Origin of the sequence: Terrisporobacter glycolicus ATCC 14880 = DSM 1288 (assembly GCF_036812735.1) — a bacterium.
GTDB lineage: Bacteria > Bacillota > Clostridia > Peptostreptococcales > Peptostreptococcaceae > Terrisporobacter > Terrisporobacter glycolicus.
Genome location: NZ_CP117523.1, coordinates 1,270,199 through 1,287,274, shown reverse-complemented (window position 1 = coordinate 1,287,274; position 17,076 = coordinate 1,270,199). Strand labels below are relative to the sequence as shown.

General features: G+C 27.3%; 20 protein-coding genes. All 20 read right to left on the bottom strand.

Annotation, left to right across the window (positions count from 1 at the left end; translation table 11 throughout):
* Positions 1-137 precede the first annotated feature (137 nt).
* Positions 138-821, bottom strand: coding sequence for a GTP pyrophosphokinase (locus TEGL_RS06380; protein WP_018589367.1), 684 nt, complete (start codon positions 819-821; stop codon positions 138-140).
* Between the two features lie 304 nt (positions 822-1,125).
* A complete protein-coding gene (locus TEGL_RS06375) occupies positions 1,126-2,331 on the bottom strand; it encodes a dicarboxylate/amino acid:cation symporter (RefSeq protein WP_018589366.1) in 1,206 nt (401 codons plus the stop codon).
* Positions 2,332-2,532: 201 nt separating this feature from the next.
* Complete coding sequence (locus TEGL_RS06370; RefSeq protein ID WP_018589365.1) at positions 2,533-2,916, bottom strand: hypothetical protein; 384 nt, start codon at positions 2,914-2,916, stop codon at positions 2,533-2,535.
* A 25-nt stretch (positions 2,917-2,941) separates the two neighbouring features.
* A complete protein-coding gene (locus tag TEGL_RS06365) occupies positions 2,942-3,808 on the bottom strand; it encodes a nucleoside hydrolase (protein WP_018589364.1) in 867 nt (288 codons plus the stop codon).
* 13 nt (positions 3,809-3,821) lie between these two features.
* Positions 3,822-4,844, bottom strand: a complete 1,023-nt coding sequence (locus TEGL_RS06360) for an ABC transporter ATP-binding protein (RefSeq protein WP_018589363.1) — start codon at positions 4,842-4,844, stop codon at positions 3,822-3,824.
* A gap of 16 nt (positions 4,845-4,860) precedes the next feature.
* A complete protein-coding gene (locus tag TEGL_RS06355; protein ID WP_018589362.1) occupies positions 4,861-5,670 on the bottom strand; it encodes an ABC transporter permease in 810 nt (269 codons plus the stop codon).
* Between the two features lie 8 nt (positions 5,671-5,678).
* Positions 5,679-6,545: an ABC transporter permease gene (locus TEGL_RS06350; protein WP_018589361.1), complete on the bottom strand. Its 867-nt coding sequence runs from the start codon at positions 6,543-6,545 to the stop codon at positions 5,679-5,681.
* A complete protein-coding gene (locus tag TEGL_RS06345; RefSeq protein WP_018589360.1) occupies positions 6,545-7,768 on the bottom strand; it encodes an ABC transporter substrate-binding protein in 1,224 nt (407 codons plus the stop codon). The genes TEGL_RS06350 and TEGL_RS06345 overlap by 1 nt, the downstream gene beginning before the upstream one ends.
* A gap of 39 nt (positions 7,769-7,807) precedes the next feature.
* A complete protein-coding gene (locus TEGL_RS06340) occupies positions 7,808-8,785 on the bottom strand; it encodes a (Fe-S)-binding protein (protein ID WP_018589359.1) in 978 nt (325 codons plus the stop codon).
* Positions 8,775-9,476 (bottom strand): TVP38/TMEM64 family protein, encoded by a 702-nt coding sequence (locus tag TEGL_RS06335; protein ID WP_018589358.1) that lies wholly within the window; start codon positions 9,474-9,476, stop codon positions 8,775-8,777. Before TEGL_RS06335 ends, TEGL_RS06340 begins: the two co-directional genes overlap by 11 nt.
* Positions 9,477-9,529: 53 nt before the next feature.
* Positions 9,530-9,925 carry a hypothetical protein gene (locus TEGL_RS06330; protein WP_018589357.1) on the bottom strand — a complete coding sequence of 132 codons (396 nt, stop codon included), beginning with the start codon at positions 9,923-9,925 and terminating at the stop codon, positions 9,530-9,532.
* Between the two features lie 15 nt (positions 9,926-9,940).
* Positions 9,941-10,606 (bottom strand): ABC transporter ATP-binding protein, encoded by a 666-nt coding sequence (locus TEGL_RS06325; protein ID WP_018589356.1) that lies wholly within the window; start codon positions 10,604-10,606, stop codon positions 9,941-9,943.
* Complete coding sequence (locus tag TEGL_RS06320; RefSeq protein ID WP_018589355.1) at positions 10,606-11,820, bottom strand: ABC transporter permease; 1,215 nt, start codon at positions 11,818-11,820, stop codon at positions 10,606-10,608. The genes TEGL_RS06325 and TEGL_RS06320 overlap by 1 nt, the downstream gene beginning before the upstream one ends.
* A gap of 2 nt (positions 11,821-11,822) precedes the next feature.
* A complete protein-coding gene (locus TEGL_RS06315) occupies positions 11,823-12,230 on the bottom strand; it encodes a DUF4418 family protein (RefSeq protein ID WP_018589354.1) in 408 nt (135 codons plus the stop codon).
* Between the two features lie 103 nt (positions 12,231-12,333).
* Positions 12,334-12,981 (bottom strand): YdjY domain-containing protein, encoded by a 648-nt coding sequence (locus tag TEGL_RS06310; protein WP_018589353.1) that lies wholly within the window; start codon positions 12,979-12,981, stop codon positions 12,334-12,336.
* 41 nt (positions 12,982-13,022) lie between these two features.
* Positions 13,023-13,733: a TVP38/TMEM64 family protein gene (locus TEGL_RS06305; protein ID WP_018589352.1), complete on the bottom strand. Its 711-nt coding sequence runs from the start codon at positions 13,731-13,733 to the stop codon at positions 13,023-13,025.
* Between the two features lie 245 nt (positions 13,734-13,978).
* The gene (locus TEGL_RS06300; protein WP_018589351.1) at positions 13,979-15,001 is read right to left on the bottom strand and encodes a phosphotransferase family protein; all 1,023 of its coding nucleotides are present in this window, start codon (positions 14,999-15,001) and stop codon (positions 13,979-13,981) included.
* On the bottom strand, positions 14,980-15,711 hold the full coding sequence (locus tag TEGL_RS06295) for a TIGR04282 family arsenosugar biosynthesis glycosyltransferase (protein WP_018589350.1): 732 nt from the start codon (positions 15,709-15,711) through the stop codon (positions 14,980-14,982). The genes TEGL_RS06300 and TEGL_RS06295 overlap by 22 nt, the downstream gene beginning before the upstream one ends.
* Positions 15,677-16,351 (bottom strand): TIGR04283 family arsenosugar biosynthesis glycosyltransferase, encoded by a 675-nt coding sequence (locus TEGL_RS06290; protein WP_018589349.1) that lies wholly within the window; start codon positions 16,349-16,351, stop codon positions 15,677-15,679. The genes TEGL_RS06295 and TEGL_RS06290 overlap by 35 nt, the downstream gene beginning before the upstream one ends.
* 128 nt (positions 16,352-16,479) lie before the next feature.
* Entirely contained in the window at positions 16,480-16,863 is a 384-nt protein-coding gene (locus TEGL_RS06285; protein ID WP_018589348.1) for an arsenic metallochaperone ArsD family protein, read from the bottom strand.
* Positions 16,864-17,076: the final 213 nt, after the last annotated feature.

Sequence of the window (17,076 nt, the reverse complement as noted above, 5' to 3'; positions counted from 1 at the left end):
TTTTTCCTCCTAAATTTTATGTACTTTATTATAATTAGTATTATTCATTTTAGTTTATATATAAATAATAATTGAAATATAATTAAAATTTTTAAAACAAAAAGTCATATGAATATATACCCATATGACTTAAATTACTAACTATTTTTCAATATTCTATTTCTTATCTGCTCCATACGATTATCAAGAGCAGCGCTAATTTCAGCACATTCTACTAAGTTCTTAGCAAGCATATCTGCTTCTTCTTGAGGTATATCTTTTTTATAGCGTAACTTATGCTCTAAACTTGCCCAGAAGTCCATAGCTATAGTTCTTAACTGAACCTCAACCTTCATATTTTTCTTTTCATTTTCTAAAAAAATTGGAACCTCTATAATTAAATGCAAACTTCTATATCCACTTTCTTTTGGATTTTTTATATAATCCTTTACTTCTACTAAAGTTATATCATCTTGTTGCAATAAACATTCTGCAAGTAAATATATATCTTCTGGAAAAGAACAAATTACTCTTATGCCAGCAATATCATTTATGTTTTCTTCTATTGACTCAAGAGAAAATGGATATCCTTTACGTTTTAATTTTTTTACTATTCCCTCTGGTGACTTTAGCCTAGATTTTATTGTTTCTATTGGGTTTCTATCATATTGAAGGGAAAATTGTTCATTTAAAACCTTAAATTTTGTTTCCACTTCCATAATCGCACAACGATAATAAGACATAAGCTGATTAAGAGGCATCATGTTACGTTGAAATAAATCTATAACATTATCATCGATTAATCCTTTTATAAGTTGATCTCTTATTTGCGCTTTTATCATTTGTAACTTCTCCCTCCATGTCAAAACACTTTATAATAAGTATAAATATTCTTTAACTTTTATACTATATTATAATATCATAAATATTCAATCTGTTACATAAATAAGTTAATTAATAGTATTACATTTATAGTGAAAATATGATTCTTCTGAAATATAAACAATTATCATTTTTTAATAATAAAAAAAAGAAAATATCTCAAAATTAAAAATAATTTTGGATACCTTCTCTTTTCATTCATTAATATTTAACTTTTTTATTCAAATATAAAATTTTTATTTTAATTAAATATCTAAATTGATATTAACCAATTTTTTTGAATTTTTCTTTTTTGCTCATTTTTTTGTTTATATGGTCAACTACTACTGCTATTGCATTATCTCCTGATACGTTTGCAGCTGTTCCGAAACTATCTTGAGTTAAGTATAATGCTATCATTAAACTTGCAAGACCACCATCAGATGGTATTCCAATCATTGGTAAAAATGGTAGTGCACTCATTATAGCCCCACCTGGTGCACCTGGTGCTGCAACCATAGCTATACCTAACATTAATATAAATGGCAACATTACTCCAAATCCAAAATCCATATTATTCATCATTAATACTGCTACTGCAAATGATGTAACTGATATTATTGAACCAGATAAGTGAATTGTTGCGCATAGTGGCACACAAAATTCTCTTATTTCTTTACTTACTCCATTGTTTTTTGCACATTCAACATTAACTGGGATAGTCGCTGCAGATGACTGTGTTCCTACTGCTGTTAAATAACCAGGTATTTGATTTTTTAACATTTTAAATGGATTTTTACCAGCTATTGTTCCTGCCACTGTAAATTGTATTACTAAGTATATTAAATGCATTGGTATTACTATAAGGAATACTTTCCAGAATACTCCTAAAATTGCTCCAACTTGTCCTGCGTAAGTTATATTTGCAAAAGTTCCTGCTATATATACTGGTAATAATGGTATTATTACTGTTGATAAAGTTTTCGTTACAATCTCTTGGAATTCTTGGAATACTTTATGCAAAGTTTCACCTTTTCCATTATTTCTAAGTGATGATATACCAAGGCCTATTGTAAATGCAAAAACAATTGCTGCTGTCACATCTACCATTGGTGCTAGTGGTATAGTAAAGAATGGAGATAGCATCCCTGCTTCTGGATTACCTATTTGCGATGCTACACTAGAATCAATAAATGCTGGGAATATTGTTGATGCAACTAAGAAAGCTGCTGTACCCGCTACTATTGTAGATCCATAAGCTATCCCTGTTGTTATTCCTAATAATTTTCCTGCTCCTGTTGCTAGATCAGCTATTCCTGCTGTTACAAATCCAATTATTATAAATGGTATTACAAATTTTAAAAATGCTGAAAATAAAGTACTTGCAGTAACTAATACTCTAACCAAAACCTCTGGAGCATAATTACCTAACAAAATACCTACAATAATTCCTAAAATAAGCTTAGGAACTAACCCTATTTTTTTCTTCATGATTATATCGTCCTCCTCAGTTGTTATTTATTGTCACGTGTTTAATTATAATAACGTTTTCTTTTTGTGTCAACGTTTTCTTTTTCCCTATCATTCTATAATAATCTAATTTCACTTATTAGTTTAAACTATTCTAAGTAAAATTATTAGTGAAATTTAAATTTGTTCTACCATTAAAATTTAAAAAAATCATCACCATATTTAGCTTTTATCTATATTTTTATAGACTAATACAACAGTTGAAATTGCTATACATATTTGAATAAAACAATATATAATACGATTATAATCAAATAAAAATAATGATACTATGTTAGGTGTAATAAATATCAGTACTAATCCAATACTAATATATCTATTTAATATATTTTTAACTTTCTTAGGATAATCTATCATATCTACCATATTCTTTGTAAAACACTCAATTAGAAACCTAAGTATTATATCTGAAATCCAAAGTCTTAAAGTTAAATACAAAATAAACAGAAAAAGAAATTCTACCATAAAAAATGGCAACCCAATTAAAAATTCCTCCATATCAATTTTAAAAATCAAACTATTAATACTATATTTTAAAATATCCATATTTCCCTATATGCCCCTTGATTTTTTATATCTCAACACTTTTCCATGCATTGTAAATATCCTTGTTATAAAGCTCTTCATTATCTATTGTAGGAAGATTCAAAATACAATTATTTTCCTCATCAACATTTAAAAATCCTCTTTTTAAGTCATCCACACTTAAATTCATTTTGTATATATTATTTTCGAAAAATTCTGATCTCATTAAATAAACTGCAGCAGTAACATCCCAATTATAGGTTCCATTAATACCAAATTTATTCAAATTATAATCAAACCAATAATCTACACTATTTTTTATATAAGGTACTATTGGATTTGTGTAATCACTTAATTCTCTTTCGTAGTCTTCTCTCGTCACAAGAACTTTTAAACAGTTATTACCAGTAATCACAGAAACATTCTTACCTTTTGTTAAAACTGTATACGTAGCTATTGGATCACAAGAGAAATTTAACTCGTCCATTTGTCTTTTAGCAAATATTAGAGGCTCAGTTATTCCCCCCATTAATACAATTTCTTTAACTTTTTCAAAGAAAGTATTATCTTTAACATAAGCCCCATAAAGATTAGTCAAAGACCCTGTTGCTAATATAGATAGCTCTCCTGCATATTCATTTGCCATTTTCACTAAATAGTCACTTGCTTTATTATCTAAGTCTTTTGGATTCTTTCCACCTTCAAGTACAGGTAAATTATCAGCTTTTAATTCTTTTATCATCTTTAAAGTATTTGGATAGACTACTTCCACCTTATTATTTCCATAAGTAGTAGTTACTCCTAATAAATTTGCATCTTTATTTCCCAGTAAATATATTAATGTAAGTCCATCATCCACATCACAATCTGGTACTCCATAAGTATTGTCACAATCAAATATTATATTTTTCATAATTAATCCTCTTTTATTCAAATTTGAAGAAAGAAACTTCCTCTTCACTTATTTTTATTCCTACTTTATTATTTATTTTTATATAGTTATTACTTAAAATTTTAGAACTAGATTTCACTAATATTTTTTCCTTATTTTTACTTAAAACAATTTCTACAAAATCTCCTATATATGTAATTTCACTAATCTCATAGTCTTTTTTCTTTTCATCTATTTCTATACTTGATGGTCTAACCATAATTTCATACTTACCATCTTTTTTATCGCAATTTAATTGAAAGTTATTGCATTTAAAAATATCTTTTACAACTTCACCAATGAAGTAGTTATTTCTCCCAAAATAATCAGCCACTTCTTTTGAAACAGGTGAACTATAAATAGTATAAGGTTTATCATACTGAATTATATCACCGTGCATCATAAGAGCTATTTTATCAGAAAGTTGTAATGCCTCATTTTTATCATGAGTAACTAATATCATTGTCATATTATTTTCTCTTTGAAGTTTTTTCACAAGTTGTCCCATTTCAAGTCGTAACTTTTCATCCAAACCAGAAAATGGCTCGTCAAGAAGCAATATATTTGGATTTGCAGCAAGGGCTCTAGCAAGGGCTACCCTTTGCATCTGTCCCCCTGACAATTCTTTTATTTTTCTTTTTTCAAACCCTTCTAACTGAACGTCTTTAAGTAATTTATTTACAACTTTTTTTTGATTTTGTTTATTTATTTTATTTAAAGTCATAGCAAAAGCAATATTTTTTTCCACTGATAAGTGAGGAAATAGTCTTAAGTCTTGAAAAACTATTACTGTTCCTCTTTTTTCAGGAGGCATATTTTGAATTTCATTCCCAAATAAAATAACTTTTCCTTTTTGTAAATCATTTAATCCTGCTATAGTTTTTAACAAAGTACTTTTCCCACAACCAGAAGGCCCTAAAAGAGAGATAAAGTCTCCGCTATTTATATTTAAATTTATATTATGAAGAATCTCATTTCCTCCCATATTTACTTTTAAATTTTCTAATTTTAAACTCATTTATTTCACCTATTTTCTATATACCATAAAAGTCTCTGCTTATATTTTTATTAATTTTAGAAACTGCCACTTGGAAAATGCTAAATATTATTATTGTTATACCTAAAAATACTAAAGAATATGTGGATGCCATATTTCTATCTCCTCCAGATAAGTATGGAAACATTACAATTGCAAAAGTTTTAACCTTACCTCCGCCTATTAGCAATGTTAAAAAATATTGACTAAAAGATATTATATATGACATACTAAGTGATGATAAAATTACAGGAGACAAAATAGGCAAAGTTGTTTTAGTAAAAGCTTGAAACTGTGTAGCTCCAAGAACTTGAGCTTGCTCTTCAAGTTTATTACCTATCGCTGTAGTTCCATCCATCAAGAGCCTTGTTGCATAAGGTAGAGAGTAAATTAAATGAACAATAATGACTCCCAAAACACTATTACTCAGTTCCCACTTTATAAACATTACATGTATTCCCATAGCAAAAACTGTGGATGGTATTAAAAATGGCAATAAAGTTGAAAAATAAAGTTGTTTTTTAAATTTAAAATCATAAAAAACAAATGCTCTAGAAGTCATAAGACCAATTATAACTGACAGTATGGCAACTATAAAAGAAAGTAATATGCTAGATGCAAATAGTTGAATCATTTCACTTTTTCGTGAAAAAATCTCATTTAGCGCTCTTAAAGAATACGTCTGTGGTAATAAATTAGGCCAAGCCCATCTTTCTGTAAATGACCATATTATTAAATTTATAATAGGTAATATTATACAAATACTCATTATAATTAATATAATCTTATTAATTTTATTATTTTTCACCTTATCACCTACTTTTCTTTTATTGATGGTATATTATCTTTGATTAAATTGTAGTAAATAATTGCAGCTATTAAGGAAATTATCATTATTATTCCATTTAGTGCCATAGCATATGGTCTGTTCTGTAAATTTGGATGAATATATTGAATATAAGAAAGAACAGGCAAAGCTTTTGGCAGTGTAGGACCTAATAATTGAGGTATTTCATAAGCTCCTAGTGAAAATATAAATATTATCAAGAATCCACTTAATATAGTATTTTTACATAAAGGTAGAGTTACTTTTTTAAATGTTTCATATTTACTAGCACCCAAATTTATGGCCGCTTCTCCCAAATTATCATTAATATTTGACATAATAGATAGTACAAAATAAATTATAAAAGGTATCTCTTTCCATAAATATGCTAACATTATTCCTATTCCATATTTGTCATAAATCAAATTTAAAAATTGATCCGGCGAAGAAATAAGACCAATAGATGATAAAATTCTAGCCATAAGTCCACTTTTCGAAAAAATGTTTAATATAAAAATAGCCACAACTATATGTGGAACTACAATAGGTATCTCAATTAACTTTTCATAAAACCACTTAGTTTTTTTGTTCATTACTATTATGACACAAATTAGCGTGCCCACCACAACAGAAAATATTGAGGATATGAAAGCTATATATAAACTAAACATAATTGAAGATTTCATATGTGGTGATGAAAGTACTTCTATATAGTATTTTAACGTGGGCTTCTCTAAACTAAAAGTAGGAATCACCCCAAAACTTTGGGTGATTCCATTAATAAGCCCTATTATAAATATTATTAGAAGTAATATTTGTGGTATTAACAATATATAAGGCGTATATTTATTTTTCATTATTTTCCAACAACCTCTTCTAACCATATTTCTTCAATTATTGGGACTAAACCAGCAGGCATTTCAGGAAGTCTTTTTGATAATAATTCATCTTGAGGTATTGCACCTTTCCCTATATCAACTTTATCAAATTCTGCTTTTTCTTCCTTACTTAATTTATTATTGTCAACTACAGATATAGTTTTTAACTTTTCAAGTCTTGATGCTTGTATTTCTGCACTTATCATCTCATTTATAGCTACCATTGCTCCAGCTTTATTTCCACTATTTTTAGCTATAGCTATATAATTTGTATTACCTATAGTTCCTTTATCAAATAAGAAAGTTTTTGTAGTATCAGTGTAACTTCCATTTTCTATTCCTCTAGCAACTGCATAAGCTGTATAAGTCATATTCATTACTACTTCATTATCTTTAAACATATTATCTAACTGAGTTGAATCCGCTGGGAAAGATTTACCTTCATTCCATAAATATTTGTTTAATTCAACTAAATAATCAAGTGCTGGTTGTATTGCTTTTTTAACAGTTTCTTTGTCCTCTTTCATATCTTGGAATTGTTCGTATCCACATATATCATATATTACATTACGAACAAAAGCACTTCCTGTAAAATCAGGTAGAGCTGGGTATGTAACCTTACCTTTGTTTTCTTTAGCAAACTCTAATAATTCTTTTGTACTACTTGGTGCATTTTTTGTAACTGCACTATCATTCATAAATACTAACTGAGCTTTTCCGTAAGGCGCTTCGTATCCTTCAGTTGGAAAACCAAAATCATTTTTATTTTCATCTGCATTTAAATCAAGATACTTCTTTGCATTTGGAAGTTTTTCTAAAAATGGTCCATAAAGCATGTTATTTTCTTTAGCTGATTTAAAGTTTTCACCATTTATCCATATCATGTCAATACTTCCATCTTCTTCACCAGCTTGTATTTCACCTGATAACTGGCTAAGTACTTGGTCTATATCCATTGGAACTCTTTCCATTTTTATATCGTATTTTTCTTTCATTTTTGGTGCGAAAACATCATCTAACCAAGCATTTAACTCTTCGTCTCCACCCCATCCATAAAATGTAACTGTACTACCTTTTGCTTTTTCTAATACTTCTTCCCATTTCATGTTATCTACATTTGTTACAGTATCTTTACTTTTACCACAAGCAACCATGGATAACATTATAATTGCACTCATTAAAATTGATATAATTTTTTTCATATCTTCACTCCTTTATCTTATAATTAAATAATATATTTTTCATTTTTTAAATTTAAACATAGCTCTATTAAACAAAGATTTCATTCCTAAAGGCACTTCTTCTTCTACATTTAACACTAATGGAAGCAGGTGATAAGAATTTAAAAATCCTTTTCTTCTAAAATTTCCAACACAAGACGCACAATAAGTAAATAGTTTTTCTTCTCCTGCTAAGGATACTGATTTTGCAAATTTTGTTGATATTTCACTTTCTTTAGAGCTAGCACATCCTCCTAAACCACAACACTGGGTATCTTTAAATGAATTTTTAATTTCTCCTTCTAAAAAAGGTCTTATTGTGTTGAAAAACAATTCTTTTTCTCTGTCTGGACAAGGATAATAAATAGGAAGAGTTTCTTCCTTTATACTTTGTCCTAAATTAAGTTCTTTTAATTTTTCATAAATAGTTATTATCTTTATATCCAACTTCTCATTTAAAAAATAATAACAATTTGGGCACACTACTATGATTTCCTCAATATTATCTTCTTTTATTTTATTTCTTAAAGATTGTAAATTTTTATTTGCATCATCTTCTAAACCTAGCTCTTCTATTGGTTTTTGACAGCAATCAAAAATAACACCAATGTCATACTTTTTAAGTTCATCTATTAATGCTTTTCCTGTTTTCGGAAAGAATGATACAAAATTACATCCCGGGAATAATACTGATTTTTTATTTGAACTTTTATAGTTGGCAAAAATATAAGGATTTTTTTCTTTTAAAAGCATATTATAATCCTTATCCATTATAGCATTATTATTATTTTTAACATTTTCTTTTCTCATACTTAATGCAATTTCTTTTCCATCAATATCTTTTGGACAAACAGACTTGCATTTTCCGCAAAGAAAGCAATGATAAGCCAAATCTTCTCTTTTTGAAAAGCCTTCCAGATCCATATTATATTTTCTTAAAAAATCACAATTTTTTGTGCATAAATTACAATGAATACAGTCTTGTGCATTATTCTTCATTTTCTATTACCTCTTTATTATTTTCTAGATACTTTCTTTGAATAATTATTCCTGCTATTGTTACAACTATAGCTAAAACTCCTGCTATTATAAAGTATTTCCATTTGTTAGCACCTGCTGTAAGCCCTGCAGAGCCTATGGTAAAGAATGATACTCCCGGAAACATAAAAATAAATGTATATATTGTATATTTCCAAAATCCAATATCTGTTATTCCATAGGCAAAATTTTGCAAGTTATAAGGAAATATAGGAACCATTCTAGTAATCATTAAAATTATTAAGTCACTTTTGTCATTATCAGAGAAAAGAAGTTTTTTCAAAATTTTATTTTTTTCAAGCATGGGCTTTATCATATCTTTTAAGAAAAATCTCCCTACTAAAAATGCCATGGCCGCACCTAAAGTTGTAGCAATTAAGCAAGCAAATATACCTAAAACTGGTCCAAATAAAATCCCTGCAAAAACAGCAAAAGTTACTCCTGGAATTGCAAGTACAACACATCCTACAATAGTTAAAATCATATAAATACTCATTGCAAGTAATATATTATCTTTAACCATTTGTTTTATAAAATCTAAGTTTTTAGTATCACTTATATAATCTGACCATCCGTAATGATTATTTAATAAAATCACAAGTATAATTATAGCTATAAATAAACTTGTTTTTATAATATTATTTTTATTCATATTTTTCTCCAATCATAAACTATTACTTAAGGGAATAATTATTGTCTAGAAAATTAGCTCTTATACTCTTTTCTATCTGAAAATAATATTAACAGCAAACCTAAAACTAAAATGATTAACAATATCAAATTTATTTTAGAGAAAGGTAATCTAGTCATATTTATACCCTCTCTAATAATCGATGCTGGCACAACTTGTAGCCTTTTGAATCCATATATAAAATTACCATAAATAAAACAAATAGCAATGTTTATTATAGTAAATTTAAGATTTAATTGTAAATCTTTTTTTCTTAAGTAAATACTAAGTATCACAGTTAATACGACAAAAGTAATAAATAAAATATATCCTACATTAACCCTCATTTCAAGCCATTCACTTTTGAAGCATGTTATTGCAAATACTAATGCCCATAAAAAAGTATTATACATAGTTTTTAAATATTTCATATAATCACCCTACTTTTATTTTTCTTTTAAAATGCCGTTTTCCATGCAATATGTTTTGTTTGTATAATTTAAAAACTCTAAATCATGTGTGCTTATTAATACAGCTTTATTTTCTTCGCTAATACTTTTAAGCAATTTCATTACAATATGAGAATTTTCTAAATCTAAGTTACTAGTTGGTTCGTCTGCTATTATAACGTCTGGATCATTTATCAAAGCCCTAATAATAGATACTCTTCGTAGTTCACCACCAGATAAACTACTTGAGTATTCATTTTCCATACCATCTAATCCTACTTTTTTTAGTAGACTTAAAGCCCTATCATGAACGACTTCATTTTTTTTTGATAAATAGTATGGCATGCATAGGTTATCTATTATTGTAAAATTAGATAATAAGTTTTGACCTTGTGTAATGTATCCTATTTTTTCATTCCTAAGTACTGATAATTCATCTCCACTCATAGATGTTATATTCTTATTGTCTATTAGTATTTCTCCATGATTTGGCTTACATAATCCCGTTAGCAAATGAAACAGGGTGCTTTTTCCAGAACCTGATCGACCAATAATACTGACAAAATCACCTCTAGATACAGATAAGTTTACGTTGTCAACGGCTTTAAAAATCTCATTTCTTCGCTTATATTCTTTTACTAATTTTCTTCCTTCTAAAATCATTATTCATTCTCCCTTATAAGTATATCTGTATCTTCCTTGCTAATTTTATACACACTTATAATTGATGCTATTAGTCCTGTAAATATGGAAATAGCTAAACACATAATTCCTATTTTAAATGTTTCTATGTTAAATGTATTTAAATAAGGTATATCCATGCTCATACTTATTAAATTTTTAAACAATGTAATTAGCGTTAATGAGCATAAAACTCCAATTACAGATCCTATAGTTGTAATAATTAATCCCTCTAACATAATCATTAAAGAAATTTGTTTTTTCTTGGCCCCAATAGTATATAATATACCTATTTCTTTTTTTCTTTCATTTATAGTAATTATAAAAATACAAATTATTGCCATGGCTGTAACTATAAACAATAAAACTGAAAAAACTGTGCTATATACACTAAATTGCTTAACTTTATTAATAATTCCACTAAACAAAGAATTTGATGTATATGCAGTAATGTTTTCATCATCAAATGTTGTATTTATATCAAATGCTAATCTTTCATTTGAATATTCATCGTTTACATCTAATAATACCATTGATATGGTATTTTCCATATTATTTAGCTTTAAATTATCATTTGCAGCTTTAGAATTTTTCAATTGGTATGCAGTCTCATAACTCATAAATACTGAGTGATCATTACCAGTTCCTGTTTTATCTAGTTTGTCAACTACGTTAAATTTTGTATTGTAAAAAGTAATAATATCACCTGGATCTGATGCTACATTATATCCTACTACAACCTCTCCTTTTTTCAAATTGATATTTCCTTCTTTTAGCCAAGGTTTAATAACAAAATCTGTTTCTGGATCAAATGCAATTAATTGAACTGGTGCATCGCAGCAAGTTGCTTCCATTGTTTGAATATAAAATTGTGTTGACATTTTGTCTATATTTTTAATACTACTTAGCTTATCTGTCCATTCTCTGTCAAAATACATAGTACTTGGTTCACCCATAAATAGTGATTGCTCAAGCTCTTTTGAGTATTCATTTGGAATAATAATAACATCTGCACCCATCCTTTGTGTAACATTTTCTATACCATTTTTCATTGAGCTCATTAAAAATGTACTTGTGAATAAAGAAAATGATTGTATTATCACAAATAAAACTAAAAATAAGCTTCTTACTTTTCTATGCTTTAAATTATTTAAAGATATCCACACAATGTTTTTCTTCTTATTTATATTGTTCATAATTATTTATTTCCTCTGATTTTTTTTCTTAAACATATAATATTTATTATAGAAACAATAATTAAAACTCCACATATCAAATATATAGCAGGAAATTCTATTGCTAGGCATGGCATAGTACCTTTTTTACATCCACCTATTAAAAATTTTGGTATAGCTATAGAGTACATACCTATAAAAATACTCATTAAAGACATTCCAAGATTTATTCCTTTTGATTTTATAAACATATAACAAATTCCTACTATAATAAGTAAAATTCCTATACCTAGAATTGCTTGAGTTGACCACCAACATTTCATTGGATGTTCTTGGTTAAATCCACATCCAACAAATATATATTTTGGTCCAAGAAACATTAAAAGCCCCGTTATTATATAAAACATTGCCATTCCTACTCTATTTTTCATTTTTATCTCCTAATTTATTTTAAGTCTTTAAATAAGAATATCTCAAAGTGAAACTATAACACCTTGAGATATAATATTATTATCTATACTATAGTTTATAAAATTATTTAGCTATACGGAAAGTTACCCAAACTTTAGTTCCATCTTTTGGTAGTACGCTTTCATCGCCAAACCATTGAACTTCTTTATTTTGTGATGTTCCTGTAGCATAAGCTGCATCACTAGTTATACCAGTTGCACAACTATCTAAACAAAGTACACATCCAGTATTATTAGTTTTAGCACTTCCTAAGTTCCCACCAAAACGTAAGTCCATTTTTCTTTCATCACTTGATTTTATTATATCTTCAAATGGTATTTCTTTGTCTTGTCCTTCCCAAGTAACAACAGCTTCTAATTTTTGACCCTCTACAGTTGCTCCTTCAGCTGAAGACGAAGCCTTCATATCTTGAGCAGTTAAATTATCACCTGGCTTAGCACCAATATCTAATAAGGCTTGATGGAATTCCTTTTCATCAGCTAATCCACGAAGTACTGATTTTTCTCCATTTGATCCATCTTTAAATACTACTCCATGACGAGTTGATTCTGTAAAATATTTTCCATTTACTTCCGTTAACATTTTAACTTCATTATTTTCTACTATTAATGTTTTTTCATCTGACGCTCCTTCTTTAGATTTTGAGCAAGCTGTTATGGCAAACATTAATGTCCCGATAGCTAATAAAGATATCATTTTTTTCATTTTCATATTTTATCTCCCCCATATTTTTATTTTTTAAATAGACGATACTATTTAAGATTTTTTTTATTTTTTTGTCTATCACTATACACTTGTTTCATTAAGAAAATTAATATTGTTAAAGCAAATAAAATTAATAGTCCTGTTACTAACAACTTAGCTCCACCAGTTAGCATTCCTCCAACATAAGAATAAACTATTGTTGCAGGTAATTGACCTAGTCCAGTTGCTATAAAGAATCCCCAGAATCCCATACCAGTTAACCCTGCTGCATAACTTACAATATCAAATGACATAAATGGTAAAAGTCTGGCAATTAATATACTTTGTTTCCCGTATTTAGTGAAAAAAGTATCTACTTGTTCTATTCCTCTTCTACTAGTTAATTTTATAGCCACATCACGTCCTAATATTCTAGCAATAAAGAAACAAACTGCCGCTCCTGCCATTGCACTTGACCATGACAATATAGCTCCTTGCCACCAACCAAATAAATTAGCGTTTGCAAAAGTAATAAGAAAAGCTGGAAGAGGTGCAGCTATAGATTGGAATATCATTAACATGAATGATACTAGTGCTGCATAAGGACCATAAGATTCCACAAAGTCTCCCACTTTTGTAAAATCTCCTGATTTAAACATAAAAGCAATATTATCAATTGTTGTCTTTATAGATGGAACTAAAAAATAACTTAGTATACATATCATTAATAGAACTATAATTGCTATTTTTCCATAAACATTACTTTTTTTATTTTCCATAATTCGACCTCCTTATATAAATTTTTACATTCGTGAATTCATTTTATCATGCTCCCCAATTTAAATCTAATTATAAATTTCTATATAATTTCTATATTATAGATTTTTTCTATAAGATAGAAATTTATAATTATCATTTTATATCATAATTTTAGCTACCACATATATATTTCTCACTTCGTGCAATTTTTTGTTCAAAGTAAATAAAATAAGCATGCTAATACTAGCATGCCTAAGTAACACTCTTATAAATTTTTATTCTTAAAATATCGATTTTCTATCATGTCTAAAAAATCTTTTGATAAGTAATCATTCAATTTCTTAGCTGTAAACTCATTTCTTATTAATTTATTAGGGTCTTTATATTGAACCCAAGCCATAGCACACCAAGTAATGCCTCTTAAACAAGTTATTGGAATATATAAGTTTAGTCTATCTTCTATGTCATTTGTATTGAATCTATTTCCAACAACTTCTATATATTTTTCAGTAAATTTTTTAATTTCTTCCTGGGATAAAATAATATCTGTTTTCCAAAATGTAGTTGTTGGTGCTAGAAAGTGTCCTAAATCTTGTGCTGGTTCTCCTAATATTGGCTTTTCCCAGTCGATTATATAGTTATTATTATTTTCACCATTTATTAAGAAATTACTTGAATTTAACTCCGTATTAATAATACATCTTCGTCCTTTATACTCCCCTGTATTTTTTATCATTTCTCGCCCTATGTTTAGCATTCTTTTTATTTGTTTTTTCTTTTCTTCATTCCCTAAAGGACTGTCATAATAAGTTTGTATCATCGTTTCACATTCATCAATAATTGCTTGCAACGGATTTTTAGGACATAGTAGATGTGTATTTTTTTCTAATACTACACTATGTATATCTCCTAAACAATCAGCTGCAATATATAAATCTTTTCTATAATCTAAGGGAACACCTTGTAAAAAATTCATAACTAAAACACCATAATCAAGGTGTTTCTTGCTTCCATCCATATATATTGGTATTGGAGTTCTATTACTTTCTTTTAATTGTAATAATGATTTGTACTCATATTCAATCTGATTACTTAAGTCCATTTGACTTGCTGTATTTATCCGAAGAATTAAATTGTCTTTTGTTACTGGATGAGTAAATAAGTAATTAATATTATACTCTCCTTGTGCCAGTAACTGAAAATCAATTTTACTATCTTTAGGAATATTTAGTTCATCTAAAAATTCTTGTCTTTTTGCATACTCTTCTAAACCGTTAATTGTAAACATCCTCTTTCATACTCCTCAATAACCTTAATAATATATTTTGATGTGTGCATACTTTTGCTTACATTTTCTTTTTTTATTTCATTGTAAAAATAAAATAAATCTTCTTTCTCATCTATATCAACATTTTTATTAGTTAGATCATAGGTTAAATTTGAATTTTCTATTGAAGCTATAGTATTATCTAATACATTTCCATGACCATATTGAATATTTTCAAATACTGCTTTAGTAGGATTTTTCATTCCTACTAAATAATAGCCTTTGTCTACTGTTGGTCCTAAAACAATATCTTTATTTTCTAAAATTTTAAAAGCTTTTTTCAAGTCATCTTCTTTTAAATAAGGTATATCACTTCCTATTAATATACACGAGCTATATTTTTTATCTAAAACATACTCTATAGCATTATACATTTTCTGACCTAAGTCATTTCCTTCTTGTATTTTATACTTAAATTTATGTCCAAAAATACTTTTCAATACATTCTCCTTATCTTCCGGTGTATAGAGTATAAAAATATCTCTTTTCAATTTCTCACAAGTAGATTTAATATCTTTTAGAAAGCTTTTGTGAATCTCTGCACATTGATCTTTTGTAAGAAAACTCTGTAGTCTTGTTTTTGTTTTCCCTGGTATGGGAACTCTTGTAAAAATAATAATTGCCTCTCTCATTTTATCACCTAACGTCTCTATATTCTTTATTAATTTCATTTATATCTCTTCCACACAAATATTGAAGTTGTAGTTTTTGCATCTGTGTCATAGTTTTAAATATACCTTTTTCCAAAAATCTTCTAGCTGAAGTTGTTATTGGGCTATCTATTTGTTTAAAATAATATTTCTTTCTTTTTAACTTTAAAGAAAATTCTAAGTCTTCCATTATAGGCAAATTAGGCATTCCATTCATTTCTTCGAATAGTTCTTTTATTATAAATATCCCTTGATCTCCAAATGCTATTTTTCTTAGTTTAACTCTTAAATTAGACATATAACCACAAATCTTCATCCATATTATGTCATCATCAAATTTTAATTTTAAACACCCTAATTTACTACCTTTATTTATTTCATCTTGAATTTTAATAATTACATCATCTTCAATCTTGCTGTCACAGTGAAGGAAAAATAGTACATCCCCTTTAGATGCTTTACTGCCATAATTCATTTGATTTGCTCTTCCCTTTGGACAATTTATAAGAGTAAAGCAGTCATCAATTAAATCTGTAGTTTTATCATTACTTCCTCCATCACAAAATATTACTTCAAAATTTCCTTTTAGTCTTAATAAATTATCTTGAAGTTTTCTTATATTTTTCTCTTCATTATAAATTGGAATTATTATTGAAATCATTATTACACCCTTATATCCTATTTTTTTTCATTTTAACAATAAAAAAAATTCTCGTCAAATAAATAAAAAATAGATTAGAATTAGTTAATCTTAATCTATTTTTTATTTGTTATATATTTAATACTAAATTATATTCCACTTACTATGTTTATCTGGTTTGCTTCTATTATAGATTTTATCTCATCAACTGTTGGATATGAACCTACTTTAAATACATTTTTATCTATCACTACTACTGGTAATCTATCATAATTTAATATCTTGCTACCCTTATTATCTATATTCATCAACCCATTTACCACTTTATTTCTTGTAATATATTGATTTTTTCTATTTATATTCATTAATGAATTTATTACATTTGGTCTCGTTATTACATTATGCCTTATTACTTCTATACCACTAATTTCTTTTTTTAAAGCTTCCAAATCTTCATAAATATTTTCATCTTGATTAGTGTTTAGCAATCCACTTATTCTTTGAATTTTATTTTCGTATATTTCTATTTTCATATTAATAGCTCACCCTTTTCATTAATTTGAAATGCTTTTTATATTTATTAAAACTTAATATTCATATTATTTTTCTAAATTTATTTTTATTTTGTTATACTCTTTTAATACCCTTATATTTAGATTACAAACTATATATTGTAAATCTTACCTTTTTTATATAATTAACCCAAAATAAATCTATATTTTTTCAAATAAAAAATCCTATTGATT

What these genes read in the sequence shown, in the direction of transcription:
- TEGL_RS06380 (WP_018589367.1), bottom strand. Translation starts at nt 821, where the DNA reads ATGATAAAAGCGCAAATAAGAGATCAACTTATAAAAGGATTAATCGAT.
- TEGL_RS06375 (WP_018589366.1), bottom strand. Translation starts at nt 2,331, where the DNA reads ATGAAGAAAAAAATAGGGTTAGTTCCTAAGCTTATTTTAGGAATTATT.
- TEGL_RS06370 (WP_018589365.1), bottom strand. Translation starts at nt 2,916, where the DNA reads ATGGATATTTTAAAATATAGTATTAATAGTTTGATTTTTAAAATTGAT.
- TEGL_RS06365 (WP_018589364.1), bottom strand. Translation starts at nt 3,808, where the DNA reads ATGAAAAATATAATATTTGATTGTGACAATACTTATGGAGTACCAGAT.
- TEGL_RS06360 (WP_018589363.1), bottom strand. Translation starts at nt 4,844, where the DNA reads ATGAGTTTAAAATTAGAAAATTTAAAAGTAAATATGGGAGGAAATGAG.
- TEGL_RS06350 (WP_018589361.1), bottom strand. Translation starts at nt 6,545, where the DNA reads ATGAAAAATAAATATACGCCTTATATATTGTTAATACCACAAATATTA.
- TEGL_RS06345 (WP_018589360.1), bottom strand. Translation starts at nt 7,768, where the DNA reads ATGAAAAAAATTATATCAATTTTAATGAGTGCAATTATAATGTTATCC.
- TEGL_RS06340 (WP_018589359.1), bottom strand. Translation starts at nt 8,785, where the DNA reads ATGAAGAATAATGCACAAGACTGTATTCATTGTAATTTATGCACAAAA.
- TEGL_RS06335 (WP_018589358.1), bottom strand. Translation starts at nt 9,476, where the DNA reads ATGAATAAAAATAATATTATAAAAACAAGTTTATTTATAGCTATAATT.
- TEGL_RS06330 (WP_018589357.1), bottom strand. Translation starts at nt 9,925, where the DNA reads ATGAAATATTTAAAAACTATGTATAATACTTTTTTATGGGCATTAGTA.
- TEGL_RS06325 (WP_018589356.1), bottom strand. Translation starts at nt 10,606, where the DNA reads ATGATTTTAGAAGGAAGAAAATTAGTAAAAGAATATAAGCGAAGAAAT.
- TEGL_RS06320 (WP_018589355.1), bottom strand. Translation starts at nt 11,820, where the DNA reads ATGAACAATATAAATAAGAAGAAAAACATTGTGTGGATATCTTTAAAT.
- TEGL_RS06315 (WP_018589354.1), bottom strand. Translation starts at nt 12,230, where the DNA reads ATGAAAAATAGAGTAGGAATGGCAATGTTTTATATAATAACGGGGCTT.
- TEGL_RS06310 (WP_018589353.1), bottom strand. Translation starts at nt 12,981, where the DNA reads ATGAAAATGAAAAAAATGATATCTTTATTAGCTATCGGGACATTAATG.
- TEGL_RS06305 (WP_018589352.1), bottom strand. Translation starts at nt 13,733, where the DNA reads ATGGAAAATAAAAAAAGTAATGTTTATGGAAAAATAGCAATTATAGTT.
- TEGL_RS06300 (WP_018589351.1), bottom strand. Translation starts at nt 15,001, where the DNA reads ATGTTTACAATTAACGGTTTAGAAGAGTATGCAAAAAGACAAGAATTT.
- TEGL_RS06295 (WP_018589350.1), bottom strand. Translation starts at nt 15,711, where the DNA reads ATGAAATTAATAAAGAATATAGAGACGTTAGGTGATAAAATGAGAGAG.
- TEGL_RS06290 (WP_018589349.1), bottom strand. Translation starts at nt 16,351, where the DNA reads ATGATTTCAATAATAATTCCAATTTATAATGAAGAGAAAAATATAAGA.
- TEGL_RS06285 (WP_018589348.1), bottom strand. Translation starts at nt 16,863, where the DNA reads ATGAAAATAGAAATATACGAAAATAAAATTCAAAGAATAAGTGGATTG.